This window comes from Geofilum rubicundum JCM 15548 (assembly GCF_000974365.1).
GTDB classification, from domain to species: Bacteria; Bacteroidota; Bacteroidia; order Bacteroidales; family Marinilabiliaceae; genus Geofilum; species Geofilum rubicundum.
Genome location: NZ_BAZW01000014.1, coordinates 1 through 25,614, shown reverse-complemented (window position 1 = coordinate 25,614; position 25,614 = coordinate 1). Strand labels below are relative to the sequence as shown.

At 47.0% G+C, this 25,614-nt stretch carries 18 protein-coding genes; 10 read left to right on the top strand and 8 right to left on the bottom strand.

The features are described 5' to 3' along the window. Positions 1 to 9: 9 nt before the first annotated feature. Together JCM15548_RS08670 and JCM15548_RS08665 are read right to left on the bottom strand one after the other, a co-directional pair. Positions 10 to 3,471, bottom strand: coding sequence for a SusC/RagA family TonB-linked outer membrane protein (locus JCM15548_RS08670; protein ID WP_062124438.1), 3,462 nt, complete (start codon positions 3,469 to 3,471; stop codon positions 10 to 12). A 148-nt stretch (positions 3,472 to 3,619) separates the two neighbouring features. Further along, on the bottom strand, positions 3,620 to 4,861 hold the full coding sequence (locus JCM15548_RS08665) for an ROK family protein (protein ID WP_062124436.1): 1,242 nt from the start codon (positions 4,859 to 4,861) through the stop codon (positions 3,620 to 3,622). A 212-nt stretch (positions 4,862 to 5,073) separates the two neighbouring features. Between JCM15548_RS08665 and JCM15548_RS08660 the strand changes: the two genes are divergently transcribed. Genes JCM15548_RS08660 through JCM15548_RS25275 form a run of 6 tightly spaced genes read left to right on the top strand, consistent with a single transcriptional unit; the run spans position 5,074 to position 12,797 of the window. Continuing rightward, positions 5,074 to 7,332: a GH92 family glycosyl hydrolase gene (locus tag JCM15548_RS08660; RefSeq protein ID WP_062124434.1), complete on the top strand. Its 2,259-nt coding sequence runs from the start codon at positions 5,074 to 5,076 to the stop codon at positions 7,330 to 7,332. Continuing rightward, on the top strand, positions 7,332 to 7,787 hold the full coding sequence (locus JCM15548_RS08655; RefSeq protein WP_062124432.1) for a hypothetical protein: 456 nt from the start codon (positions 7,332 to 7,334) through the stop codon (positions 7,785 to 7,787). The genes JCM15548_RS08660 and JCM15548_RS08655 overlap by 1 nt, the downstream gene beginning before the upstream one ends. Next, positions 7,670 to 8,440 carry a glycoside hydrolase family protein gene (locus JCM15548_RS08650; protein WP_162198199.1) on the top strand — a complete coding sequence of 257 codons (771 nt, stop codon included), beginning with the start codon at positions 7,670 to 7,672 and terminating at the stop codon, positions 8,438 to 8,440. The genes JCM15548_RS08655 and JCM15548_RS08650 overlap by 118 nt, the downstream gene beginning before the upstream one ends. Positions 8,441 to 8,458: 18 nt before the next feature. Further along, entirely contained in the window at positions 8,459 to 12,166 is a 3,708-nt protein-coding gene (locus JCM15548_RS08645; protein WP_062124428.1) for a transglutaminase domain-containing protein, read from the top strand. Next, positions 12,151 to 12,594: a copper homeostasis protein CutC gene (locus tag JCM15548_RS08640; protein ID WP_062124426.1), complete on the top strand. Its 444-nt coding sequence runs from the start codon at positions 12,151 to 12,153 to the stop codon at positions 12,592 to 12,594. Before JCM15548_RS08645 ends, JCM15548_RS08640 begins: the two co-directional genes overlap by 16 nt. Continuing rightward, positions 12,573 to 12,797: a copper homeostasis protein CutC gene (locus tag JCM15548_RS25275; protein WP_062124424.1), complete on the top strand. Its 225-nt coding sequence runs from the start codon at positions 12,573 to 12,575 to the stop codon at positions 12,795 to 12,797. Before JCM15548_RS08640 ends, JCM15548_RS25275 begins: the two co-directional genes overlap by 22 nt. 136 nt (positions 12,798 to 12,933) lie before the next feature. Here JCM15548_RS25275 and JCM15548_RS08630 read toward each other — a convergent pair whose 3' ends face one another. The 6 genes from JCM15548_RS08630 to JCM15548_RS08605 all read right to left on the bottom strand — a co-directional run bounded on the left by JCM15548_RS08630 (position 12,934) and on the right by JCM15548_RS08605 (position 19,435). Continuing rightward, positions 12,934 to 15,444, bottom strand: a complete 2,511-nt coding sequence (locus JCM15548_RS08630) for an alpha/beta hydrolase-fold protein (protein ID WP_227625619.1) — start codon at positions 15,442 to 15,444, stop codon at positions 12,934 to 12,936. A gap of 153 nt (positions 15,445 to 15,597) precedes the next feature. Then, complete coding sequence (locus JCM15548_RS08625) at positions 15,598 to 16,473, bottom strand: ROK family protein (RefSeq protein ID WP_062124421.1); 876 nt, start codon at positions 16,471 to 16,473, stop codon at positions 15,598 to 15,600. An 80-nt stretch (positions 16,474 to 16,553) separates the two neighbouring features. Further along, positions 16,554 to 16,865: a substrate-binding domain-containing protein gene (locus tag JCM15548_RS26695; RefSeq protein WP_062124419.1), complete on the bottom strand. Its 312-nt coding sequence runs from the start codon at positions 16,863 to 16,865 to the stop codon at positions 16,554 to 16,556. Next, complete coding sequence (locus JCM15548_RS26690; protein WP_162198198.1) at positions 16,826 to 17,194, bottom strand: substrate-binding domain-containing protein; 369 nt, start codon at positions 17,192 to 17,194, stop codon at positions 16,826 to 16,828. The genes JCM15548_RS26695 and JCM15548_RS26690 overlap by 40 nt, the downstream gene beginning before the upstream one ends. Continuing rightward, positions 17,113 to 17,571 carry a LacI family DNA-binding transcriptional regulator gene (locus JCM15548_RS08610; protein ID WP_062124414.1) on the bottom strand — a complete coding sequence of 153 codons (459 nt, stop codon included), beginning with the start codon at positions 17,569 to 17,571 and terminating at the stop codon, positions 17,113 to 17,115. The genes JCM15548_RS26690 and JCM15548_RS08610 overlap by 82 nt, the downstream gene beginning before the upstream one ends. A gap of 67 nt (positions 17,572 to 17,638) precedes the next feature. Then, positions 17,639 to 19,435 carry a glycoside hydrolase family 9 protein gene (locus JCM15548_RS08605; protein ID WP_083985051.1) on the bottom strand — a complete coding sequence of 599 codons (1,797 nt, stop codon included), beginning with the start codon at positions 19,433 to 19,435 and terminating at the stop codon, positions 17,639 to 17,641. A gap of 198 nt (positions 19,436 to 19,633) precedes the next feature. Here JCM15548_RS08605 and JCM15548_RS25270 point away from each other — a divergent pair, with 198 nt between their 5' ends. The 4 genes from JCM15548_RS25270 (at position 19,634) to JCM15548_RS08590 (ending at position 25,484) form a co-directional block, all read left to right on the top strand. Next, positions 19,634 to 21,049 (top strand): SusC/RagA family TonB-linked outer membrane protein, encoded by a 1,416-nt coding sequence (locus JCM15548_RS25270; protein WP_262486961.1) that lies wholly within the window; start codon positions 19,634 to 19,636, stop codon positions 21,047 to 21,049. A 25-nt stretch (positions 21,050 to 21,074) separates the two neighbouring features. Further along, a complete protein-coding gene (locus JCM15548_RS25265) occupies positions 21,075 to 22,856 on the top strand; it encodes a SusC/RagA family TonB-linked outer membrane protein (protein WP_369403688.1) in 1,782 nt (593 codons plus the stop codon). Between the two features lie 68 nt (positions 22,857 to 22,924). Next, entirely contained in the window at positions 22,925 to 24,649 is a 1,725-nt protein-coding gene (locus JCM15548_RS08595; RefSeq protein ID WP_062124410.1) for a RagB/SusD family nutrient uptake outer membrane protein, read from the top strand. 31 nt (positions 24,650 to 24,680) lie between these two features. Further along, positions 24,681 to 25,484: a hypothetical protein gene (locus JCM15548_RS08590; protein WP_062124408.1), complete on the top strand. Its 804-nt coding sequence runs from the start codon at positions 24,681 to 24,683 to the stop codon at positions 25,482 to 25,484. The last annotated feature ends 130 nt before the right edge of the window (positions 25,485 to 25,614 follow it).

The window sequence follows — 25,614 nt, the reverse complement described above, 5'->3', positions numbered from 1 at the left end:
TTTTTAATATTAAAAATCAACTGACACACTAAATGTATAAGTCGCGGTATAGGGCGTAAAAGAACGCTCTCTATAACCTGTGCTACTCGCTGTACCCCTGAAACTTTCAGGATGCAGATTATTGGGAAGAGAGTTGTACAGATAAGCCAGGTTTCTGGCGTTCACGGACAAATGCACATTTTGTGCCCGAATTTGCTGGGCTATATTTCTGGGCAGGTTGTAACCCAAAGAAATGTTTCTCAGCGCAACGTACTTAACTTCTGAGAACCAGTCGTCGTTTACCGTACCCTGCCCCCAGGAATTACTGAAATAATTATGTCCGGAAGCGTGTGAAGGCTCTACATGACCGGCATCAAGGGCTTCCTGGAAAGTCATTCCACCCACATTAACATTTGTGCCGCCTGGCGAAGCCACTGTTGTTCCTTCCGCAAAAACACCATCGGGAATCACACCGTCATGGAAGGTTTGTCCCGCACGATCGGCATACTGAGAAGTCCAGGTAACACCACCATGCCCCTCTCGTCCTTTTAAAGAGGTCTCCAACCAACCATAGGCTGTACCGTAGCGGTTACTATAGGAAGCCATATGGCCACCAAAACGCGCGTCAAGCAGTACCGACATGGTCCAGTTTTTATAACGGAAATCGTTGGCCCATGATCCTTCAAAATCAGGCTGCAATTTACCTACTTGCTCTACTTCCATGCTGCGGGCATAGTAGGCGGCCCTGGCGTTACCACTGTAAGCCAACACCTTCATACCGTTTCGTGGGTCGTTGGGATCTTCAGACTGCCATACCTTAGGCTTACTATCACTCATCAACACGCCATACTCACCACCATTATAGGCTACAGAAGCAATCCGGAAATTACCATAGTTAAAATCCCCGTCCAAACGACGGAATTCACCGTAGCTTTCGTGCAAATTCTCAACTGTTGTCTTATTGTTCCAGTAGTTGAAAGTACTGGTCCAGTCAAAATTGCGATTTTTAATAGGTGTTACGCCTAATGATACTTCGATACCAGTGTTTACCAGAGATCCCACATTGGTGATCAAACCTCCATTCAATCCGCTCTCTTCAGGAAGTGGCACCTGACCGATCTGATCCTCAATGGTTTCGTCGTACCAGGCAAAGTCAAAATTAACCCGTCCGTTGAAAAGTCGGGCATCCAGACCTAATTCAATGGATTTTTTTCTTTCCGGCTTGATGTCGGGATCGACACTCGAATCAGCCATGGCGTTACCATAAGCAAAACCGCTGGCCAATTCATAAGAGTTCAGCGCGTAACCCCTGTTTATGAAATAAGGAGCGGTATCGTTACCTACCTGGGCCCAGGAAGCACGCAGCTTACCAAAGGTGAACCAATAAGGCATTTCAAGCGACTCGGTAAAAACCCAGGAAGCGCTCACCGAGGGGTAGAAATAAGAAAAGTTTCCGGTTCCGTTGGTATAAACCAGAGCAGAAGACCAGTCGTTACGACCAGTAGCATCCAGGAACAATTGATTTTTCCAGCCCACATTGGCCATGAAATACAAGGAATTGATCTGCTTGGTACCAGACACTCTGGCCTCAGACCCGCGTGTCTCTTTGGAATTCCCTACAAAAAACTGTCCGGGAACAACCAGACCGCCGTTGGTCCATACTCGAGAATAAGTACGCTCCTGATCCCAAAGCTCACCACCAAGAATAAGACCGGTAGACAAGTCCTCATTGAAATCCTTTTTCAAATTGAATACCAGTTTTCCAGTGCGGCTCACATCCTTTTCGTTGCCCAAAGAATAGTAACCACCCTCATTGGCATAACCCTGACCCAATTCTTTGTTTTCATGGTCAGCAGTAAAATAGTTCATATTACCTTCGGCAGTTACTGAAACCCAGTCGGCCAAATCCGCCGTCAGCCGGACTACAGGCCGCGTCACATACTCGTTACGCACATTCTCATTCATGTTGTAGTTAAACCACAAGCCAGTCATGGGCACATAGGCATATTTATCGCCATAGGCAGTGCGGGGTGTGCCGCCATGAGACGCTTGCCATACCTCACGCTGACTCCACTTGTCAGTGTCGTACCAGTTAGGAATGTTTCCCGAAAGGAAATTCTCACCAATGTCGTTCCGGGGATTCTTTGAAACAGATGTACTGAAAGAAACGGAAGCATCGGCACGCAACCAGCTGGTCAACTCATAAGTGCTGCTAAGCTGGGTAGCATTTCGGGTGAATTCATTGTTGGGCAATACCCCCTTGCGCTTATTGTAAGAGTTTGACAGATAAAAAGATCCTTTGTCAGAACCGCCAGTAATGGCTACCGATGTATTGGAGTTGACCCCCAAATCGAAAGCCTCCTTAAAATGATCTTTTGCAGCGCTGTAAGTGGTCATTTCCCCGTCATAGTCAACCATCGCGCGATCATCGAAACGGGGTCCATATCCGGACCAGGCCCAAGGATGATTCCGTTTGGTAGGCACGCCATCGCTGTTCAGATACAACTGATTGGTGGAGAAGCGATAATAGTTTCCGCCACCATCCTGCTCGCCATAGCTGGTATATCCGGCCAAAGCACCCGGACCGAATTCATACTGGATGTCGGGCTGTCTGTAAACATGATCAATACCCAATGATTGAGAAACACGAACACCAATACCCTGGCGACCCTCTCCACTTTTGGTGGTAATAACAATGGCCCCATTGATACCTCTGGATCCATAAAGCGCCGTAGAAGCAGCTCCTTTCAATACTGATACCGACTCAAAATCATCGGGGTTCAGGTTCTTGATCATGTTGCCAAAGTCGTTGGATGAAGCATCCCAGTCGGCAGAAGCATTAGAGATAGAGTTGTCAAGGATTACACCATCGATGACAAAAATCGGATTGTTGTTGTCCTGGTTCATGACCGAAACACCACGTAACTGGATTTTAGTGTTACCAAACACGCTACCGTCAGACAGGCCAACACTTAAACCAGCAGATTTACCCTGTAAGGCCTGCATCACATTCACAGTATTCACCGAAGCCAGTTCCTCACCTGCCACCTCCGACATCGCATAACCAAGAGCCTTGGTCTCACGTCTGATACCCAAAGCGGTCACCACGACTTCCTCCATTTCAAGGATATCCGGAATCAACATAATGTCGATGATAGAACGGCCTTCTGCGGGCAGGGTCTCGGTAACAAAACCGATAAAAGAAAAATTTAATAAAGCCCCTTCGGGTACCGACAGGGTGTAGCGACCATCAATATTGGTAATCGCACCAATCGAGGTTCCCTGAACTGCCACGGTAACCCCCGGCATAGGAACACCTTCGTTGTCGGTAACTACTCCTGTAACAGTTTGCTGTTCTTGCATCAAGAGCTCAGCAGCTGCCCCTGCTTTTGAGGAAGGATTAGAATCTCCCACCTCAACATTGGCGTAAACGCCCGACCATGCTAAAAACAATAGCATGACCAAAAAGGATGTCTGTTTTTTGAGGTTCATAATTGCACATTTTTATTAAAAAAATTAAATCACTCACAATACTTTTTTACGCATTCATTTTTTCACATTCAGGGATTTTTATAAGTTACATAGGCATTCATTTTTGGTTAAAAAATAGTTCGTTAAGTTGGTTCGGTCGTTACTGTATTTATTTGGTGTTTACAAAAAGTGTGAATATATCTTCCATGACGACAGCCATGGCGCCATATAAACCCGTGTCACTGTCAGAATTTGAAACGGCAACAATTGTTCGTTCTCTTATCTGGGACATGGTGTAGGTATTAACCGCTTGTTGAATAGGCGTAGTCAAAAGTTGATCGGCTCGGGCCATTTGACCACCAAGCACAATCATTTCCGGGTTGACCAATTGAATTAAAACGGCAATCCCCTTTCCCAAACGCTCGCCCACTTTGGAGAACAGACTAATCGCAAATTGATCCCCATTTAGTGCTGCGTCAACCACATCTTTGACGCTTAATTTATTTATATTCTTATTATGCAGGGAAGTCATCATGGTGTGCTGGCCATCCAATATGCCTTTCTGAGCGAGTTTCACCAAAGCGGTTCCGGCAGCCACGGTTTGCAAACACCCTGTCTTGCCACATAGGCATAATTCACCTTCTTCTTCAATGGGTATATGACTGAATTCGCCTGCAAAACCTGTCGCTCCTCTGTATAGCTTCCCTTCTAATATCAACCCCAATCCAATTCCCCAATCCAAATAAAGAACAAGCACATTTTCTTTATCTCTGGCAACGCCGGACCGCCGCATGGCTAAAGCAATGGCATTGGCATCATTCTCAATAAAAACGGGAAGCTGAAGTTGTTCATGCAGCAGTTGTCGTAAGCCCTTTTCCCCAAAATTTAAGTAAGTATGATTGATACCCTTCTCGGAATTAACCAGACCGGGAACACTTAAGCCCACCCCCAAAACATCTTTTCGATCAATGTTGGTGGTCTGGAAATAAGCCTCAATATTCAACAAAAGAGATTTAAGCGTTTCCATTTCATTGTTGAGCTCTATCTCAAAAACATGGGTTTCTGTCATCTTCTCATTAGAGCAATTAAAAAAAGCCATCCGGGTTTGGTAGATATCCATACTTATGGCCAACACATAGAAACTCTCTTTGGCCATGCCATACAATTCAGGCCTTCTTCCCCCGTTAGACTCCCCAAATCCTTTCTTTTCCAGAACTCCAAGCTCTAACAATTGATTGATGAGCAAAACACCTTTTGGAACGCTCACTTTCAAACCCTTACACAAACTGGCAATAGGTTTGGCTCCGTTAAAATATAAGAATTTGATCATCTTAACAGCCAACAAATACTCTTTACGGTCAAGTCCTTCCAGTCTGGAAATTAAAGAATTATGTAGTTTTTTTGGCTTCATAAGATATTAATCGAATATTATCACCTAACATCGGTGTAAAGCTCTAATATTTTATTTTAACAAACAAGACTTTTGCAATAATTTTATTAAAGAAATGATTTATTAGTTAAAAGTTATATATTTACGCTCTGGGGATCGGATGCTCAAAACCATGAGCAAAACCTTTAAACACCGCACTGTGAAAGCCAATAACTAAAATAAAACAGACTCACATGAACAGAGACAAGACCATCATTGGATCATTACTGACACTGACAATTCTGCTCTTATCGGCCTGCGGCCAGGGAAAAACCGTTAAGGACTTCAACCCTTTGCAATATGTAGATCCCCATATCGGGTCGGGGGGACACGGACATGTATTTGTGGGCGCATCGGCACCCTTTGGCATGGTACAGCCGGGACCTACCAACCCTACCCAGGGTTGGGATTGGTGCTCCGGTTATCACTATTCCGATTCCATTCTTTCCGGTTTCACCCACACCCATTTAAGTGGCACGGGCATTGGGGACTTGTGCGACATTCTTATCATGCCCATTTCTGATCAATACCAGCCCGAGAAGGAAAGTATTTGGTATCAGAACTGGACCACCAAGTTCTCACATGCCGATGAAATGATCCAGCCGGGGTACTATAAGGTAGTGCTAAAGGAAATTGATGTGGATGCTGAATTGACAGCTACCCAAAGGGTTGGCCTCCATAAATACAACTTTAAGCAAAAGGGCAACTCCCGCTTAATCATTGATATGATCACCGGCACAGGTTGGGATCGATTCACAGATGGCGCTATTGAACAACAAGGGCCATCTTCGATCAATGGCTACCGCTATTCCACAGGCTGGGCCAATGACCAAAGGGTTTATTACCACATGGAATTTTCGAAACCGATTGCCTCAATTGAATACATCAAAAACGAAACCCTGACGTCACGACACAATACCAAAAACCAGACGGCCATTATCACCTTTGAAGGTCCCGGTGAGCTGCTGGTCAAAGTAGCTCTCTCACCCACTTCTACTGAAGATGCTTACAAGAACATGGGGGCTGAGTTGGACCACTGGGACTTTAACACGGTGCTGACCGATGTCCAAAACGCGTGGAACAAGGAACTTTCTAAAATAAAAATAAGTACCGATGACTTATCGGTCCAGCGCATCTTTTATACCGGACTTTATCACACCATGATTGCCCCTTCCTTATATAACAACAGTGACCGTTCTTATTTGGGAACCGACAAGCAAGTGCATACCGATCCGGGCTATGACAATTACACCGTTTTCTCGTTGTGGGACACCTACCGGGCGTTGCACCCGCTGTTTACCATTACCCAATCGGAACGCATCACGGATATGATCCAATCCATGCTGGCCATTTACCAGCAGCAAGGAAAACTGCCGGTCTGGCACCTGATGGGCTGCGAGACCAACACCATGGTGGGTTACCATGCGGTTCCCGTAATTGTGGATGCTTATTTTAAGGGCTACCGGGATTATGACGTTCAACTGGCCTATGAGGCCATTAAGGCCTCTGCCATGCGCGATGAATCGGGCCTTTCTTTTCACAAAAACCTGACTTACATTCCTGCTGAAAAAGAAATCGAATCCGTGGCCAAAGCCATGGAATATGCCATTGACGACTGGTGCATTGCCCAAATGGCCAAAGACCTGGGACATGAGGAGGACTACAGCTATTTTATGAAAAGAGCGGCCGCCTATCAACTCTATTACGATGAAGAGACGCGCTTTATGAGGGGCCAACTCAGCAATGGAGAATGGCGCACCCCTTTTAGTCCCTTCCATTCCAGTCACCGCGACGACGACTACTGTGAGGGCAATGCCTGGCAGTACCTGTGGTTGGTGCCACAGGATGTTGAGGGACTGATAGCCCTATTGGGCGGAGAAGTATCCTTTACCACTAAACTGGACAGTCTATTCACCATTGACTCCACACTGGAGGGAGAAGCCTCTCCGGATATCACCGGACTCATTGGTCAATATGCCCATGGCAATGAGCCCAGTCACCATGTGGCCTATCTTTATGCCTATGCGGGAGAGCAATGGAAAACGGCTGAAAAAACCCGGGAGGTTTTAAAAACAATGTACCACGATGCACCCGACGGTCTTTCCGGCAATGAAGATTGCGGTCAGATGTCGGCCTGGTACGTACTCTCGGCCATGGGCATGTACCCGGTGAACCCGGCAGCCGGCATCTATGTGTTGGGCAGTCCGGCAGTTGACTCCGCAGAAATAATGGTCGACAAGGGTCAGACCTTCCGCATTACTGCCAGGAATAATTCTTCTGAAAATATTTATATCCAATCGGTCACCCTGAACGGACAAGCCTACTCCAAGAGCTATATCAAACACAGTGACATCATGCAAGGAGGAGCACTGGTCTTTGAAATGGGCCCACAACCCAACAAGCAGTTTGGAAGTAAGCCTGAGGACCGACCACAATCAAAAATCTACCACTAATGGATAAACGGACTTTTTTAAAGACCAGCGGACTATTAGGTCTGGGTCTGCTGGGTGCAGCAACGGCGCCCTGGTTAACATCGTGCGCATCCAACAATGGCGCTGAACTGCCCCCTAACTGGATGTGGTTTCATGCCAATATGGAACGGACGGATGAAGAATGGGAGAACATACTTCTGACTTTAAAGTCAGCCGGCATCACCGGCATTCTCATCGGGGGCGGTCGGCCCATGCTGAGCCGCATCATTCCGATGGCCGACAAGCACGGCATGGATGTCCATGCCTGGATGTGGACGCTGAACCGCAGCGGCGATGAGGAAGCACTGAAACACCCCGATTGGTACGCGGTCAGTCGGATGGCAACTCCTGCTTCGATGTCCGCCCATACGTCAACTACTACCAATGGGTATGTCCCTCCAAGGAGGAGGTGTACCAGCACATACTTAAACAGGTGACGGAGTTGTGCGGGATTCCCGGACTAAAAGGAGTTCATCTCGACTACGTCCGCTATTCCGATGTGATCCTGCCTGAAGCGCTACAACCGGTTTACAATCTGGTGCAGGACAAGGAATATCCGGAATTCGATTTCTGCTACTGCGCCACCTGTCGCGAAAAGTTTAAAAAGACTTCCGGTATTGATATACAAACAGTGGAAGACCCGACCGCCCTTTTAGAATGGCGCCAATACCGCTACGACAGTGTGACCAGGCTGGTCAACCGACTGTCGAAGGAGGTCCACCAAAAAAACAAACTCATTACCGCTGCCGTTTTCCCTTACCCGGAACTGGCCCGCACCATTTGCAGACAAAGCTGGGACGAATGGCATCTGGATGCGGTATTTCCCATGATTTACCAAAATTTTTATAACAAACCGGTTGAATGGGTCAAATATGCGGTACAGAAAGGCATTACCGACACCAGGGGAAAAGTGCCACTCTTTGCAGGACTCTATCTGCCGGAGCTGAGCGGGGAAGATCTGAAAAAAGCCATCGATTATTCATTGGAGGCAGGCGCTTCGGGTGTGGCCGTGTTTGATTTCGGCAGTTTTTCAGAGGCCCACCAGGAGGCTTTCAAAACAGCACTTTTGGAACGAGACACTGGGAAATAACTTCTAAAAAGAAAAGAGATGAGAACGAAAATAGGGGCAGGAGGCATGGTCCTTTTCTTACTAATCAGTCTTCACATTAAAGCGGACCAACCCTTTGCAGCGGACGAGGCCCGCTACAATCCCTTAAGCTATATCTGCCAGAGAACCACTTCGCAGATCATCATCGATGGCTCTTTAGATGAGGCAGACTGGGCGGCCGCTCAATGGACAGAAGATTTTCAGGACATACAGGGGCCGGCTTTGCCGGCTCCCACCTTCCGCACACGGGTAAAAATGCTGTGGGATGACAGCTACCTTTATGTGGCGGCAGAATTGGAAGAACCCGACATCTGGGGCACCATTACCCAAAGGGATGCGGTCATTTTTCACGACAACGACTTTGAAATTTTTATAGACCCCACAGGAGATACCCACAACTACCTCGAATACGAAGTCAACACTCTGGGAACGGTCTGGGATTTGATGTTAACCAAACCCTATCGAGATGGCGGAATGGTGGTGAACAACTGGGACATAAAAGGCCTGAAACAGGCCATTGTGATCAACGGCACATTGAACAATCCGGGCGATCGGGATGAAGGATGGACATTGGAAATGGCCATTCCTATGTCGGTTATCAAGGAGGTCAATCGCCGGCACCAGCCAAAGGAGGGTGACCTATGGCGCATCAATTTTTCAAGAGTTCAATGGCATACCGAAATAAGAGATGGCCAATACCATAAAAAGAAGGATGACCAGGGAAAACTTCTGCCGGAAGAAAACTGGGTCTGGTCCCCCCAAGGGGTCATTGACATGCATCGACCCGAATTTTGGGGCTTTTTGTCTTTTTCTGAAACGGCAGTCGGCCAACCCACCAACCCCTTCGTGATGCCCGCCGATGAGTCCCTCAAATGGGCCTTGCGCAACATATATTACCGGCAGCGCAACTTTATGGCCATCCATAAGCGGCCGGCCACGCTCGAAGAGATAGAAATGGAGCGTATTCAATTGGCTGGACGAATGCTGGTGCCGGAAATGGTGAGCATGGGACAACAATACGTGGCCAGAATACAATTACCCGGCACCAAAACCTGGTGGCATATTAGAAATGATGGTTTCGTCTGGGCTTGCAACAACAGCCGGCAGCACCTCATCCAAGACCCCGAAAAAAGGAAGGCGGTACTGGAAAGGTATGAGGCCCGAAAGGCGCAACTGCTACACGAAAGAAGCGAGGCCTTGCTATCGGTCATGGACAGTGCCAACCTTCAGGAGCAGGAGGCCCTTCAGTTTCTTTATGCCTATTCTACGCTAAGTGATTTAAGCAACTACGACGGGGCCTTTTTCCTGAATCAGGTGCGCGGCGCACTGGCGGCGCGCGACAGTTTTCCATGGGGACAAATGATGAGTGAGGACGACTTCCTGCATTTCGTACTGCCTCCGCGGGCAGGCAATGAAAACATGGACAGTGCCCGTCAGGTCATTTTCCATGAGCTGTTGCCCCGGCTAAAAGGCATGACCATGACCGAAGCGGCCCTTGAAGTGAACCACTGGTGCCATGAAAAGGTGGTGTATCAGGGCACCGACATCCGCACCTCAGCGCCGTTGGCCACCATAAAAACGGCCTATGGGCGTTGTGGTGAAGAATCTGTTCTAACGGTTACCGCCCTGCGCGCAGTGGGTATTCCGGCCCGGCAAATCTACACGCCCCGATGGGCGCACCAGGACGACAACCATGCCTGGGTAGAGTTTTGGGCCGACGGCCAATGGCATTACTATGGGGCATGCGAGCCGGAGCCAGACGTGAACATGGGCTGGTTCACCGAGGCTGCCCGCAGAGCTATGTTAACGGCCACAACGACGCCGGGTCACTATCCATCCGACCTGATTGTCAAGCAGAAGTCCAACTACACCAGACTCAACCAGACCGATTTATATGCCGATGCCAAAACGCTCTTTGTTAAAGTGACGGACAAGGACCAGCGTCCCATGCAGGATGTTTCGGTGCGCTACCTGCTTTACAATTATGCAGAATTCTATCCGCTGGCCACACTCAAAACCGACCGTCAGGGGTTGTCACAACTGCGGCTGGGGCTGGGCGACATTTTGGTCTGGGCAGGCGATAGCCGGCACTATCGTTTTGAAAAAGTGTCAGTAGCCACAACCGACACGCTGCATCTGGTGATGGATGAACAGACGCCTGCAAATGCTGCCTGGGATTTCGACCTGGTTCCACCGGTAGCAAAAGCTCCGCTACCTGTCAACGAAACCGGCAGAGCAGCCAACAACCGCAGACTGGCCTATGAAGACTCCATTCGCACAGCCTACGAAGCTACTTTTATGTCGGAAGAAGAAGCCATTCAGTTGGCACGCAAGCTGGAAATCGACCAGGAGGTATTTGCTCAAATCATCCAAAAATCCAGAGGCAACTGGCGGGACCTTTGTAACGTGATGGAACAAATGCCGGCTGAAAAGAGATCACTGGTCTTTGATTTATTGGAGGTCATCTCTGAAAAAGACCTGCGGGACGCACCTGCATCCGTTCTTTTGAGTCATCTGCAACACACGCCATCTGCCGAGGAAACCGCGCATGACATTTGGGTTAAGTATGTGCTTAACCCCCGCATTGCCCTCGAAAAACTGACCGGCTACAAAGCCAGCCTTCGACCCCATTTTCCGGAATCTTTCTGGCTGAAAATATCCCAGAATCCTTTAGTGGCTGAGCAGTGGATCAACGACCACATTAAACTGCTTGGTGCAGATGAGCATTACATTGAAACAGCGGCTGTACCGCAAGGCACTTTCAGTATGAAGGCCGGCGACGCGCACGACCGCCACCTGCTGTTTGTGGCCATGTGCCGCACAGCAGGCGTGCCAGCGCTCATTGATGAAGTTACCGGCCATGTGAAATTTCACCGGGAAGGAATATGGCATACCGTCTTTTCCCCTTATTCAGCTCCCGGTCAAACACAGGCACAAGGAAGCCTGCAACTCAACTATCAAGGGGATGAACCATGTAAGTATTATCAGCATTTCACACTGGCCAAGTATGAAAACGGATTTTATAAAACGCTCGAATTTCCGTATGCCAAGGAGATCAGTGCTTTTCCGTCAGAAATCCCCTTGGATGCCGGCGAATACATGCTGGTCACCGGCCAACGCCAGAATGACGGCACCGTATTGTCACGGGTGTCCTTTTTTACCATGGCCGCCGAAGCGACCACCGTGCTTCCGGTCATTCTTCGCCAACGGGAGTCCCAGATGGAAGTCATCACCACCTTTGAACTACCCGCCTTCATTCAAAAAATGGATGGCTCTAAAGTGGAAACCGGACAACTTGTAGAGACCTATGGCGCCATGGCCATGGTCTGGCTCGATCCCGGCAAAGAACCCACCCGGCATGTACTCAGGGATCTCAAGAATTTAAAAAGCACCTTTGATGAGGCCCTCCTGCCCTTCCTGTTTTTTGTCCCCGAAGAAAAACGCACCGACACCTTCGCCCCCGAATCGTACGTTTTACCCGCCCATTCGGTTTTTGGTGTGGCGCCCGAAATAATGCCACAATTATCAGATCACCTTAACCGGGAATTGAAAGGAGAGCTTCCCGTTGTTATTTTAGTCAACCCCAAGGGAGAAGTACTTTACTTTTCTTCTGGTTATAAAATTGGTGTTTGCGAGCAATTATTATCAACTTTCCAACAAATTAGTTTACCAACAGAAAACAATCCTGGGACATGCAAAATACATTAGACACAGCATCCATTATCCTTGAAGCCTGCGTTGAAACACTGGAGCAGTGCATCACCGCTGAGCAAAAAGGCGCCGGGCGGGTAGAACTGTGCGACCGGCTCGACCTGGACGGCACCACACCGTCGGAAGATCTGATCCGCGCCGTCAAAAAGGCGCTGAAGATTCCCATCCGGGTAATGATTCGTCCACGAGGCGGGGATTTCATTTATACGCCCGCTGAATTGGATCAGATGCGCCAGTCCATCCTGCTCTGCCAGGACATTGGCGTGGATGGCGTGGTTTTGGGCATACTGAACAAGGACAATGAGCTGGACCTGGAAGCCATGCGCCCCCTCATCGAACTGGCAAAGCCGCTCAATGTGGTTATTCACAAGGCCATTGACGACACGCCGGACACCTTTGCTCCATGCAGCAACTGCAGTCCATAAAAGGCGTGAATGCCATTCTCACTTCGGGCAAAGCCCCATCGGCAATGGCTGGGGCGGATGTCTTAAGAAAGATGACCGAACACCAGAAAGATCTGCGCATAATTGTGGCAGGCGGTGTTACCAAAGACAATATAAGCGAGCTACATCAATTAACAGGCGCCTCCCAATACCATGGCAAACGCATTGTAGGAGAACTCTTTTGACCACAGCATTATTTCGAAACACATCGCTTTAAAGAATTCTATGACCCGTTGAATTCTTTACACCATCTAAAAGGGCACAGACCAAAAATATCTGCGCCCTTTTTTCACACTTTAGCAGCATAGCTGCAGATATTTACTACTTACTAAATTCACCTTTCCCGATGCTCCAGTCACGCCCAAAGAACCCGGATATTTTTATGTCCTCCAGACCAGTCTTCAAATAATCGGCAGAAAAAACCATCACATCCGGGAAACCGGTGATGCCGGAAAAATAGTTATTGGCATAGGTCGCCTTCATCCCTTTCAGACCAGTTCCTGCCACTACACCGACACTGGCTGTGGCACTGTCAAATCGAGGATAAACAAAATAGGTTCCCAAATCATCACCCTTTAGCACTTCGTCACCGAAGCGAATCTCACCATTAGCCACATGCAAGGGGGCATTACGCAGCACTTTTTTCCAGGCGGCGTTATTGCTGGCGTTGCCATAGATAATCACATTCCGGTCCTTATACTCCTTCGCGTTAAATGCCTTATCCGAAACCACATCAATGGAAGCATTGCCACGGTACAAAAAGGTTTCGGCATCAAAACGCGCTTTATTAAGATACCACGCGTTTTCTTCTTTTGAACCGCCGGTGGCATAAACAAACACAACATTATTGTCAAAAGCCGTCTTGAAGCCCCCGTGACGCAGGGAATATTTTTCGGCCGTCTTTACCTGGCTGACCGACTGCCAGCCATCACCTGCATTTTCAATGGTCAGGTCCATTCCTTTTTGACCCTGAATACTGGTCCCGTCTATCACCACGACTGGGTCGTTCTCCAGATTCAACTGGGAAAGATTCAGCGTGAGGACCGACACATTTTCAACCGATCCGATAATGGAATCCCCCTTCACATCAAATACGACATTGGAAAAGTCCCATGATCTGGGTTGCTGCTCAATTCTGACCCAGTAATTCTGGGCCGAGACAGCCGGAGAAGCGGTATGGAATTCTATGTGCTGCACATTTTTAGCAGCAGGGATGGCATGCCACTTAAAATAATCGAAAATGGGGAACCAATCCACACTGTGATCGCCATACCAGTGAGAACCGCCGGGGTATTCATAATAGCTAAAATTATTGTGAAACTCACCGAGGGTGCTGCGCATCAACCGGGCCTGGTCCACACTGACCACATTATCGGCATCACCATGCAAAATATAAACACCCGATTGCAAATAGTTGCGCTTTAGGCTCAAGGTGCGACCGGCATTGGCCGCCCGCTTGATTTGGCTGTAGTGCCTATCCGCCTCCAGGATGGAATCGTTTCCGGCACGGCGATAACCAATGATATCGGGATAACTGGCACAGGGTGCAATGGCAGCAAACTGATCGGGATACGTCACGCCCAAATACCAGGTGCCATGTCCCCCCATTGAATGCCCTGTCAAGTAGGTCAATGAGTCTTCTGTTTTAAAGACTTTTTTGGCTTCAGCCAGTACCTCCATGGCATCGATGCGTCCCCACTCCTCCCAGTTGAAACCAAAGGGACGACGGTTGGTAGGTGCCACTATGTGCGCCCAATCCTTTTTCTTGTAAGCACGTGCCTGATTGCGCGCTTCCACCGAAGCACCATGCACCGACAAAACCAAAGCTTGTCCGTCGGCCACCTCCGTGGAAGGCGCCACACTGTAATACTGAACGCTACCGTCTATCTGGCTGATAAAGGTGCGCTCATGGTGATCCGTTGCAGGACGCTGCTGCAGTTCTATTTCGGTCCTGTCCAACTCCCGTCCTCTTCCATCCGAAAGAATCAGCGTGGCTTTAACACTTCCGGTTTTGAAGGCATCCTTAACACCGGGAACTCTGAATTTCACCTTGCGGACCGCCATCGGCATCACCGCATCGGTGGCAAAAACAGCGCGCTCACCCGTTTCAAGAACACACTCAATCTTCACGTCCTTCAAGTCCTTGTCGGTGGCATTCAATAGGCGCACTGCGCCCCATTTCTCTTCTGCCTCGCCATTTATAATATCTGGCAAAGTCAAATCGCGGTTGATTAACATCACCTCCTGAGCGGGGACCACCAGCTTGGCAGCTACCCGACCAAAGCGGCCCGGGGTATAAATAAATTGATTCGTCCCTTTCTTTAGGCGAAAAGGAATCAGGGTATAACCAAAATCGTAGTGATCGCCCTCCTGAACCATGCCATTGATATAAACCCTGGTATGGCCGGTGGCTTCCAAAAGAACCACCTCTTCAACAGGTGCATCAAAGCTGGTATACAGATATCCACGTCTTAAATTTCGATCTCTAAATACTTGAGCAGTATCTGCTGAAATAGCACGCCATTTCAAGGGGGCATCTGTTCCCGGATAGCTAGCCAGCTCCTCTCCCTCTAAAGGCGTCTTAAAAGAATTGTTGGCCAGTTGCCAGGCAACCATGTCCTGACTGCCGAACAAAACGCCGCTGCGTGCCGCATGTTCCAGCACGAGTCCCTCCTCAAAAACATGAATAATGGAACCTTCTTTGGTTTCTTCATACTTCTCTTTTCCGAAGTATTCAACAATATTGCCCTGCCTTTGAGCGGAAACAGAGTTATAGCAGCTAAAGAACACCGCCAGAAAGAGGGGTGTTACTTTAATCAATTTTCTCATCATAGTGTAAATATTTGTTTTTCAATTTTAGCCTGTCACAAATACAAACACCAAATAAACAGAAAGACCATGACCAGGAACCAACACTGATCATTTTTTTCAACTCCAACAAAGATAACAAGTAATACAATCAAAATAAACCATTCGCCAAAAAAATCAGTATTGCTGTTTGGCGTCAAAATAGAGCGCCGCAGCTCCCAAAATTGAAACATCCGGCTCATCGCTGACGGCAATCGTCAGATTTTCCACAGATTTAGGATAAGGAAATTTCCTTAGAACCTTCCACACATGGGATTCAAAGAAAGGATAAAAAGAAGCAATTGGCCCTCCCAGAATAATGCACTGAGGATCGAGCGCGAATAAGATGGTTTGAATAAAATGGCCCATATCTATGCCAAACTGTTCTAAAATAGCCAAGGCTATTTTATCCTCCTTCTTTGCTCTGGCAAGCAAAGTCTTACTTCTCATCCCATACTTCAATTCAAAATAACCGGGGGTACAGTAATGCTCATAGTTATGGTCCCGGTAAGGAATATAACCAAACTCACCGGCTCCACAATTGGTGCCGGAATAGAGCCTGTCATTGGTAATGATTCCCACGCCAAGCCCTTCACCGGCAATTACCCCAACCATGTTACTGTAGGGGCGACCTTTACCGTAATATTTCTCACCAACGGCAAAGCAATTGGCATCATTGTTCACATAAATATCTATCTCAAAACGCGATTTAAGCAAATCGGCCAGTTGAACCTGTCGCCAGGAGGGAATATGTTCCACATTGTAAACAATGCCGCGGGAAACATCTACCAGACTGGGCACGCCGATGCCAACACCCACAACTTCCGGCGTTATGACTTTTTCAATGGCTTCCATCATCTGACTGAGAATCTCCTCTTCACTACCGTAGTTGTCAATTTCCATGGAAACAGACGCCTCCACCACATTGTTATTGACCCGTCCTGCCCGCAGGATCTTCCCTCCTAAAAAAACCCCTATGACGGATTGCTCATTTTGCGATAGATCTTTAATCATAATAATATCAATGAGTTATACACCTGTATCCGTATCAATCTATAAAAGTAGTCAGCTATAAAAAAGCGGCCAACTATTTCTTAATCTCTTTTAAAAGAACTCCTTCTAACGATTAGTTGAAGTGGCTTAACGATCGTCCCCGAATCGCCGGAACGACCTTCTATCGCATCAAACAATTGACTTATAGAAGTTCTTCCCATGTCATACCCCGGCATTTCAACGGCCGACAGAGACGGACATATATACTCATTGGCCGGTTCATCGCCAAAGGTAACAATGGCCAATTCGTCGGGAACCTTTATTCCTGCTTCAACGGCCATTTTGGTGAACAATAAGCCGGCATCACTGCCTGCTACAAAATCCCATCCGGCCGTTGAAGGGCCGTCATCCATCTTTTAAAAACCCCACGCACATCTTCGTGTGTCAAATCTGTTGCCAATAAAAAATTGGGCAACAATTCTATTTGGTTAATTTCCAAGGCCTCCTGAAATCCTCTTGCCCTTTCCTGAAACACTTTACAGTCAGAAGGCCCACCCAAATGAGCGATCTTTTTACATCCTGTTTTTATAAGATGGGATACGGCCTGAAACGCCCCGTCAAAATTGTCTACAATTATTTTTTGGCAATCCATTGCATAATCTACCCGATCGAACAAAACAAGAGGGATCCCATTTTTCTTAAGCTTTTCAAGATGAGAAACATCCGTTGTCTTAACCGACAAGCAGGCAATAACCCCGGCAACACGGTGGAGTTAAACATTCGGGCAACTTCGATCTCGCGCTCCAACGATTCATTGGTCTGTGCAATGATTATCTGATAACCTTTATCATTCGCAACAGACTCAATCCCACTCACAACCTGACTGAAAAAATAACGGTTGATGTTAGGCAGCAATACGCCGATTATGGTTGATTTATTCTTTGACAAACCAGAGGCCACCAAATTAATATCATAACCTAATTCAGCAGCCTTTTGCCGAACCATCTTCTTAGTTTTCTCACTAATCTGACTCTTATTATTAAGCGCCCGGGAGATGGTAGATGGTGCTACCTTTAATTCCCGGGCAATGTCATTGATGGTTACGTTTGATGCGGGCATCCGTTAATTCTTAATTACAAATCCGTTTTCGCTGGCAAAATTAAGAAATATTGTTTAACAAACGTAATCACTGCAATGATAATGAAATCGCTAGCATCAGCCATGATCCATGTTGCAACCATTGCTCACCCCACCTCCACTTATGCGAAGGATCATTTCTGTATGGATCAGGGTAAAAAGCGATATCTCTTTCATTACCAAAACCCGCTGTAATTCCATTAGAAACACATCCTGACACATTCATTTCTTTTTCACCTTCTGCATATTTCGGATTATTTCTTCCGCGACCATCCAACATGCAAATATCATATGGATTAAGGCCCAAAATCCAATTAATCTGATTGGCTGCATAACCAAGCACCTCTTCTTCTTTGTTGCTGTCCAAATAAGGCAACGCTAACCTCATAGCTGCGGACAAAGAAGCTATGCGCGCATTTTCACCCTGCCACCAATAGCCGGTTTCGTTGTTTTGTGGTATAAAAAAAGCTGTTCGATTAGGAATTTCAATGGTAGCCTTAACGTATTGCCGGGCATAACCGAACGGGTTATGTACTTCATTTGTTATTGCCAATTCAAAATCCACTGCACGCCGGATAGCTTCTACAGCTTTATTTCTATGAGATGAATCCGCTTCCAATTGCAGATACCTCACCAATGCGACAATGGGCAGACCAGCTTCAGCCGCATGGAAAAAGGGTCTGTTCGTCGCAGAATCTGCCAACCAAAAACCCCTGGCATTCTCATCATTGGATAAACGGCCGGTCAGCCGATGCATCCTTTTTCTGGCAGCCTGCAGATACTTGTGATCATTGGAAGCATAAAAGAGCTCTGTAGCTGCCATTAAAGCGCAGTAGTCATCAATCACATTCTCTTCCCCATTGGCAAGGTATTTCAGGTTATTCTCCTCCAAATGCTCAAACCCCTTTATGGCAGCAGAGAGGTATTGATTGGTGGCAGACTCATTGCCCAATTGATCGCCGGCCACTCTGGCTAAAGCAGCAATAGACATACCGCCACCCTCCCGGTAGCCCGCCTGGTAGTATTCGTTTTTAATACCTTCCTGACCGATGTAAGCACAAATTTCTCTTTTTTCAGGATCCCAGGACCAATTGTCGAACACATTCAGATAGAAATAGCCAGCTGCATCCTGCATTTTAACCAACCAGTCGGCACCATGTAATGCCTCATCAAGCATTTTTTGCCGCGTCTCCACCACGTCTTCAAACCTGTAATTGGAGAGCCTGTGGGCAGCCTCAAGAAAATTCCATACAACCATTGGGGCTTGTTGCGGATTCATAAAATTGGCATAACTCAGGTGACTCAAATACTTACTCCTGTCGCCCGATGCATCGTACCACCCGCCGCTGACATCAACAACATCCGCCCGATCGCCAAAAAAGCCCATTTGCTGGTCTGTTTCATTGTACACGCCAGAAGTTCTTTGGGAATGAATACCCTTTATCAAGAGGCTTAAAGTTGATTGAGCAATTTGCTGGTGGGCTATTGAAAAATACTCACTGACATAGGCTTTGTCCATATAATCCAATTCAATCCGATAGTTCCCGGGAACATCAAAAGAAGAGAAAGCCCCGGCAACAGCATTGCCCGTATGCCAATTATCAATGGGTCCACCATTTTTGAATGCCCCCTCAAAAACAAGCTTCCCATCCTGATCCACCAAACTGAATGATTCGGGCGCATGACTTTCCTTTGTCTGAAAAACAAAGGTCTTACTGCCTTGGGTATCGTAACCCAAATGATTAATTAAAATTTGTCCGGTCAAATTCTCCTTGGGCTTTTTTAAGCCACATTGCACCAACAGGAGTAATCCTGCTGTCATCAATAGGTGTCGAAATGTTCTCATCGTAAATCATTTTTATTAAAAACTCAATCAACTACTTGCACTGTGTTGTGCAATCCGAAAACAAAAATACAATTTATTTGCGCAACCGCTTGCATTATATTGCAATAATTAACATCTTTGCACAGAAGTTTACTTTGCAGGAAGGTTCAACATTAAACTTTAATCAGTCGATTTATTTATTATTTAACTATGAAACCCATGAAAAGAAGAAATTTGGTGTTGATTTTTTGCTTACTGATAGGTCTGACATCCTATGCACAGCAAAGCGTCAACGGTGTTGTAAACGACACAAACAATGAGCCTGTTCCGGGACTTACAGTCATGGAGAAAGGCACGCAGAACGGGGTAATAACAGATATGGATGGGCGATTCACCATTGAAGTGGAAGACCAGTCATCCATTCTTGTCTTTTCATTTGTAGGAATGAGAACGCAAGAAATCGAGGTTGGCACACAAACCCAAATAAGTGTAGTTATGCTGGATTATCTATCTGATCTGGACGAAGTGGTTGTCATTGGCTATGGCGTTCAGCGGAAAGCGCTGGTCACCGGGGCCAATGTCAATGTCAGTGGAGAAAAAATTGCAGAATTGAATACCACAACAGCCATGGAGGCACTTCAAGGGATTGCACCAGGCGTCCAGATAACCAGAAACAACGGATCTCCCGGCGCTGGAACAAAGGTAACCATCCGCGGCATGGGAACCATAGGTGATGCAGCCCCCCTTTACATAGTGGATGGGGTGGCAGCCTCCAACATTAATCATCTCAACGCTTCAGACATTGAAGCCATCGATGTATTAAAAGATGCCGCATCGGCAGCCATATATGGCTCACGAGCTGCCAATGGCGTCATCCTTGTTACCACTAAAAGAGGCGTAAAAGGTCGTAAAGCTCAGGTTACCTACGACGGATACTATGGTGTTCAGAATCTTTATAAAAAGCCAACGGTTTTAGATGCCCAGGAATATATGTACATTTTCAATGAGGCCAGACTCAACGACGGAGCAGCTCCTTACAACTGGGAAAACATGATTGTTAATGGCAATACCTATTTTGACGGCAACTACCCCGGCAACTTGGGACAGGCCTACGGGCAACATGTCTGGGACAAACTACAATCCGGCTGGAAAGGAACGGACTGGGTGGATGAAATGATTAAAGACAACGCCCAAATGCAGAGCCATTCGGTCAATATTTCCGGGGCCTCTGATGACATCGTCTATGCCATGGGTTTTTCCTATTTGAATCAGAGTGGCATTGTAGGTGGCGACATTACCGATGCAGGTTACCGCAGAATGACGGCTCGACTGAACACCGAAATGGTCCTTTTCAAAAATGAGAAGCACAACATTGTGACGGTTGGTGAGAACTTTACCTACACAAATACGAAAAACAGAACCATAGCCGCCGGAGATATTTATTGGAACGACTTGCACAATGCCATTATCACCAATCCCTTTATGCCCCAGGAATATGATATGCAGTCGCTCAACCGTCTGACAATGGGCTACAGTCCCACTTTAGAAGGGGTTGACAGAAATCAACACAACCCCATTGCTACGATGTATGACCGGCACAACAACAGCTGGGGAAAAGGCAACACGGTCAGGTAATGTATTTACCGTAATAGAGCCTGTTATGAATTTGAAATACAGATCATCCTTTGGTATCAATGGCTGGTTTGGACACAACAGATCCTACAACCAGGTGTATGCCCTTGCCAACCTGTCACGCCGGGCTAAAGACCGGGTTACCCAAAGTATGTACCAGGGCATTTCCTATACCTGGACCAACACACTGACCTACGACTTCAAAATCAACCACCATAAAATAAACCTGCTGGCAGGCACCGAGATGCTAAAGAACGAGCTCAGCACCAGCATGGAAGCCTCCAAGTCAGGCTCAGCCTTTGGTCTGCCAGAGTATGCCTACCTATACAATGTTCAAAACGTTGAAACAATTGGAGACATCAGTGCCACTGGGCGCGACTGGGCCGCGCAAGGAGGTGGGCTAATGTCTTACATGGGCCGCGCCTCCTACAACTTCAAGGAAAAATACATGCTCGATATCACTTTTAGAGCAGATGGCTCTTCCAACTTTGCACCGGATAACCGATGGGGTTATTTTCCATCTGTTTCAACCGGATGGATATTTACCGAAGAAGACTTCATGCAAAGCGCTGACTGGATAACCTTTGGCAAACTGCGCGCCAGCTGGGGCCAAAACGGCAACCAGTCCATCAGCAACTTCATCTACACCTCCAACATTAATTATTTATCACGAGGTTACTACTTCGGGGCTGACAAGCTGGTTTCTTCCTCCACCTCCATTCCATCAAACATCCCCAACCCGGATGTCAAATGGGAGACTTCTGAGCAATTGAATATTGGACTGGATGCCAATTTCCTGGATTCCCGGCTGGGCTTAAATCTCGATTGGTATAAAAAAACCACCAAAGACTGGCTGGTTATCGCACCCATACTAGGGACTTTCGGAGCAGATGCCCCATATATCAACGGCGGCGATGTGGAAAACAAGGGATATGAAATGATGCTGTCCTGGAATGAAAGAAAAACCTCCTTTAAATATGGCATTAGTTTGAGCGGCGCCCATAATAAAAACAAAGTAACCCGACTGGCCAATGCTGAAGGCATCATTCACGGAGAAACAGACGTTCTGGCACAAGGAACTGCTTATGTATCACGTGTTGAAGTCGGCCAGCCCATCGGCTATTTTTATGGTTACAAAACCGATGGGATATTCCAAAACAATGCCGAAGTGAATGCTTATGTAACGGCTGATGGTGACCCTATCAGAGTCGGATCCGAAATGGATACTCCGCGTCGACCAGGCGATGTGCGCTTTGTTGATCAAAACGGCGATGGCGTAATCAATGAAACGGACAAAGTTAAAATAGGCACACCCCATCCTGATTTTGAATTGGGCATACAATTAAACGCTGAGTTTAAAGGTTTCTATGCCAATACAACATTGGCCGGAAAATTTGGCATGCAAGTGATGCAATCCTATCGTGATTTCTCTGGCTCTCCAATGCAAAATTTTTCTACATCTGTATTCAACAGGTGGCACGGAGAGGGCACCTCAAACACTCAACCACGCCTGAGCGCGGTGGCCAATGCCAACTCAAATTACATCTCGGACATCTACTTGCACGATGCGGATTTCCTAAGAGTCAACAATTTGACTGTTGGATATAAACTAGACAGAATATTGAACTCGGTGGATTGGATGCAGGCAGCCTCCGTCTATGTTTCTGTAAACAACCTCTATACTTTTACCAAATACGACGGAATGGATCCCGAGGTAGGCTACGGACCAGACAGTTGGTCGTCCGGCATTGACCTGGGACTTTACCCTCTGCCACGGACGGTTATGTTGGGTGTGAATGTTACGTTTTGACACAAACACCCTTAAAAAAAGTCATCATGGAGTTCCATACGACAACTAAAAAATTAAATTATTCCCGTATGAAAAAAATACTATTTTCCTTAGCACTTGGGTTGGTTGTCATCACCAGTAGTTGTGATGACCACCTTGATACCAGGAACCTGTTTCAAAAAAGCACGGATAATTATTACCGTACGCCTACCGATATTGAGGAAGCCTTATCCGGCGTTTACAACGCCCTTTATGTACAAACAGGCACAGGACTTGCGGATGAGCACATTGCCGCCAGCATGATGAGCGATCTTGTTTTTTCAGGTGGTGGTGCCGATGATGCCTTTGCTTTAAATGCAGCGGAATTTGTCGATCCATCTGAAGACACCTATCATCCGCTCTGGCTTGAAACATACAAAGGCGTATTTAGGGCCAACAGTATTATATCTGCTTTATCTGATGCCGATTTCTCTTCCTTTTTTGCCAGTCAGGAAGAGGCTGATGCCTATTTACAGAATGCTTTGGGAGAAACGTATTTTATGCGCGGCTTTCTAATGTTCAGAGCGGCCCGTTTCTTTGGTGGCATGCCACTTATTTTAACGCCCGATGCCCTACGCAATGTACCGAGATCTTCCTACACAGAGACTTTCAGCCAAATAGCAGCCGACTTTCACAGGGCAGCCACACTTATGAGCAGTGTGAATATAAACACAACCCTGTTGAGCGATTACGGTCATGCCAACAAATGGGTTGCCAAAGCCTACCTCGCCCGCACCTACTTGCATTTTACAGGATACATGACCAATATAGAGAATCAGCCTACAAGCGAGATTCTTCTGCCTGATGCAACAGCTATCAACAAAGCGCACATCATCGAACATTTAGAGGATGTAATGAATAACAGTGGTTATCAACTGGTCACAGATTTCAGAAACCTGTGGCCCTACGCCTATGTCAATGAGAGCGCCGGAGAAACAGTCCTGCCATGGGCTGAAAATGAGGATCTCAAATGGACTGGACAGGATGGTCCTCATTCAACTTTCGGCACGGGAAACAAGGAGGTGATGTTTGCCTTACGTTATGCCTTTGCAGATTGGAACAATACCAAATTCCGGAATTGGGCCGTTCTATTCTTCTCTATCCGCGGTCAGGACCTGCTCCCCTACGGTCAGGGATGGGGATGGGGAACAGTCAACCCTGTGTTTTATAATGAATGGTCGAACGATGACCCACGCAAACGCGGCTCAGTTTTAGACCTGAATGCCACAGATGAGGGCGTAGAAGGTTACAATCCGGATGCCAATAACGGTGTTTTACAGACAGATCTGGTCAATAAGAAATACATTCAGCTACAACACGATGGCCCGGATGGTGTAAAGGGTCTGTTCTACTATATGTATGGACCGGGAGCCGACAGCGACAGCTATATGCTGTGGAGTGCTCAGGATTTCTACTATTTACGCTACGCCGATGTACTGTTAATGCACTCAGAATTAACACAAACCGCCGATGGCATAAACACTGTAAGAGCCAGATCCGGCTTGGAACCTGTCAGCTATTCACTGGAGGTATTAAAGAATGAACGCAAACACGAATTTGCGTTTGAAGGTGTGCGCTGGTTCGACCTGGTCCGATGGGGCGACGTGGACAACAGTGCCAACAATTACTTTGGCAGAACAGCCACGGTTACCAACAACGGCGTTGAAGGAACCTACAGTGCCACTTACAGATCTGAAGTCAAAGGTCTGATTTCCATCCCTGAATCGGAAATTCGTTTGTCCGATGGCCTTTACGAACAGAACCCGGGATGGTAACATGCATTGTTTCAAACTAAAAATGATCATTATGAAAACACTAAAAAAAATAGGCATATATGCATCAGCTTGCCTGGCGCTAATCACATCCTGCGAGCCAATAGAGGACCGAGACGCGTTGGAAAACAGCTTCGATCCGGAAAAAATAGAATTGCTGGCCATTCATTCTTCACCGGGTAGTAATCTATTCACCTTAAAAATGAATACCCCGGGCGTCACAGGCTATTGGAACTATTCTATTAATAAAGGCTTTAGTGATGAAGTGGAGGTGCTTTACCCAATCACTGGCACTCAGACATTTACCTATGTTGTATCTTCAGGATATTTGCCCGATAGCGACGTAACAAAGGTGGAGTATGTGACCAAAACCATAGACGTTGACATCACTGTTCTGGATGTAGCAGTCCCAGAAGAATGGGGACATTTGGTTGGTGAAGGCAGTAAAACCTGGGTTTTTGACAAATCTGACCTAACCAAATGGTGGTACATGACGGATGCTGACTGGAACGCTTTCTGGTGGCAACCAGAGGACGGACCAACGGATGAATTGGGTCGGATGACTTTTGATTTAGACGGTAGGCCCAACTTTACCTACCACGCTTCACCCGATGCAGATCCAGTAACTGGTAGCACCTGGGTTTTCAATTCAGACTTCTCCAGACTGACCATAATTGGAGATGCCAATATACTGGGCGTAGAAGGTGGAGGCGTACAGGTCGATGGACTAAAAGAGTACCAAATTATAGAACTCACAGAAGACCGCCTGGTCCTGTTTATGTCCGGGGTTGCATGGAGTCCGGGATGGGTGTGGGTATTTAAACCTATGGCAGAATAGGCGTAAATACTTTCAAATAACATATTTAAAACAGTAACTTAGTTTTGAAACTCCAGCACCACCAAAGGGAGCTGGAGTTTTTATCCAAGGCTTGATCAACCATTTAATTCTTTAGCATATGACGACATTA

Coding starts and splice junctions, on each gene's coding strand:
- JCM15548_RS08670 (WP_062124438.1), bottom strand. CDS start 3,471: ATGAACCTCAAAAAACAGACATCCTTTTTGGTCATGCTATTGTTTTTA.
- JCM15548_RS08665 (WP_062124436.1), bottom strand. CDS start 4,861: ATGAAGCCAAAAAAACTACATAATTCTTTAATTTCCAGACTGGAAGGA.
- JCM15548_RS08660 (WP_062124434.1), top strand. CDS start 5,074: ATGAACAGAGACAAGACCATCATTGGATCATTACTGACACTGACAATT.
- JCM15548_RS08655 (WP_062124432.1), top strand. CDS start 7,332: ATGGATAAACGGACTTTTTTAAAGACCAGCGGACTATTAGGTCTGGGT.
- JCM15548_RS08645 (WP_062124428.1), top strand. CDS start 8,459: ATGAGAACGAAAATAGGGGCAGGAGGCATGGTCCTTTTCTTACTAATC.
- JCM15548_RS08640 (WP_062124426.1), top strand. CDS start 12,151: ATGCAAAATACATTAGACACAGCATCCATTATCCTTGAAGCCTGCGTT.
- JCM15548_RS25275 (WP_062124424.1), top strand. CDS start 12,573: ATGCAGCAACTGCAGTCCATAAAAGGCGTGAATGCCATTCTCACTTCG.
- JCM15548_RS08630 (WP_227625619.1), bottom strand. CDS start 15,444: ATGATGAGAAAATTGATTAAAGTAACACCCCTCTTTCTGGCGGTGTTC.
- JCM15548_RS08625 (WP_062124421.1), bottom strand. CDS start 16,473: ATGATTAAAGATCTATCGCAAAATGAGCAATCCGTCATAGGGGTTTTT.
- JCM15548_RS26695 (WP_062124419.1), bottom strand. CDS start 16,865: ATGGATGACGGCCCTTCAACGGCCGGATGGGATTTTGTAGCAGGCAGT.
- JCM15548_RS08610 (WP_062124414.1), bottom strand. CDS start 17,571: ATGCCCGCATCAAACGTAACCATCAATGACATTGCCCGGGAATTAAAG.
- JCM15548_RS08605 (WP_083985051.1), bottom strand. CDS start 19,435: ATGAGAACATTTCGACACCTATTGATGACAGCAGGATTACTCCTGTTG.
- JCM15548_RS25270 (WP_262486961.1), top strand. CDS start 19,634: ATGAAAAGAAGAAATTTGGTGTTGATTTTTTGCTTACTGATAGGTCTG.
- JCM15548_RS25265 (WP_369403688.1), top strand. CDS start 21,075: ATGAATTTGAAATACAGATCATCCTTTGGTATCAATGGCTGGTTTGGA.
- JCM15548_RS08595 (WP_062124410.1), top strand. CDS start 22,925: ATGAAAAAAATACTATTTTCCTTAGCACTTGGGTTGGTTGTCATCACC.
- JCM15548_RS08590 (WP_062124408.1), top strand. CDS start 24,681: ATGAAAACACTAAAAAAAATAGGCATATATGCATCAGCTTGCCTGGCG.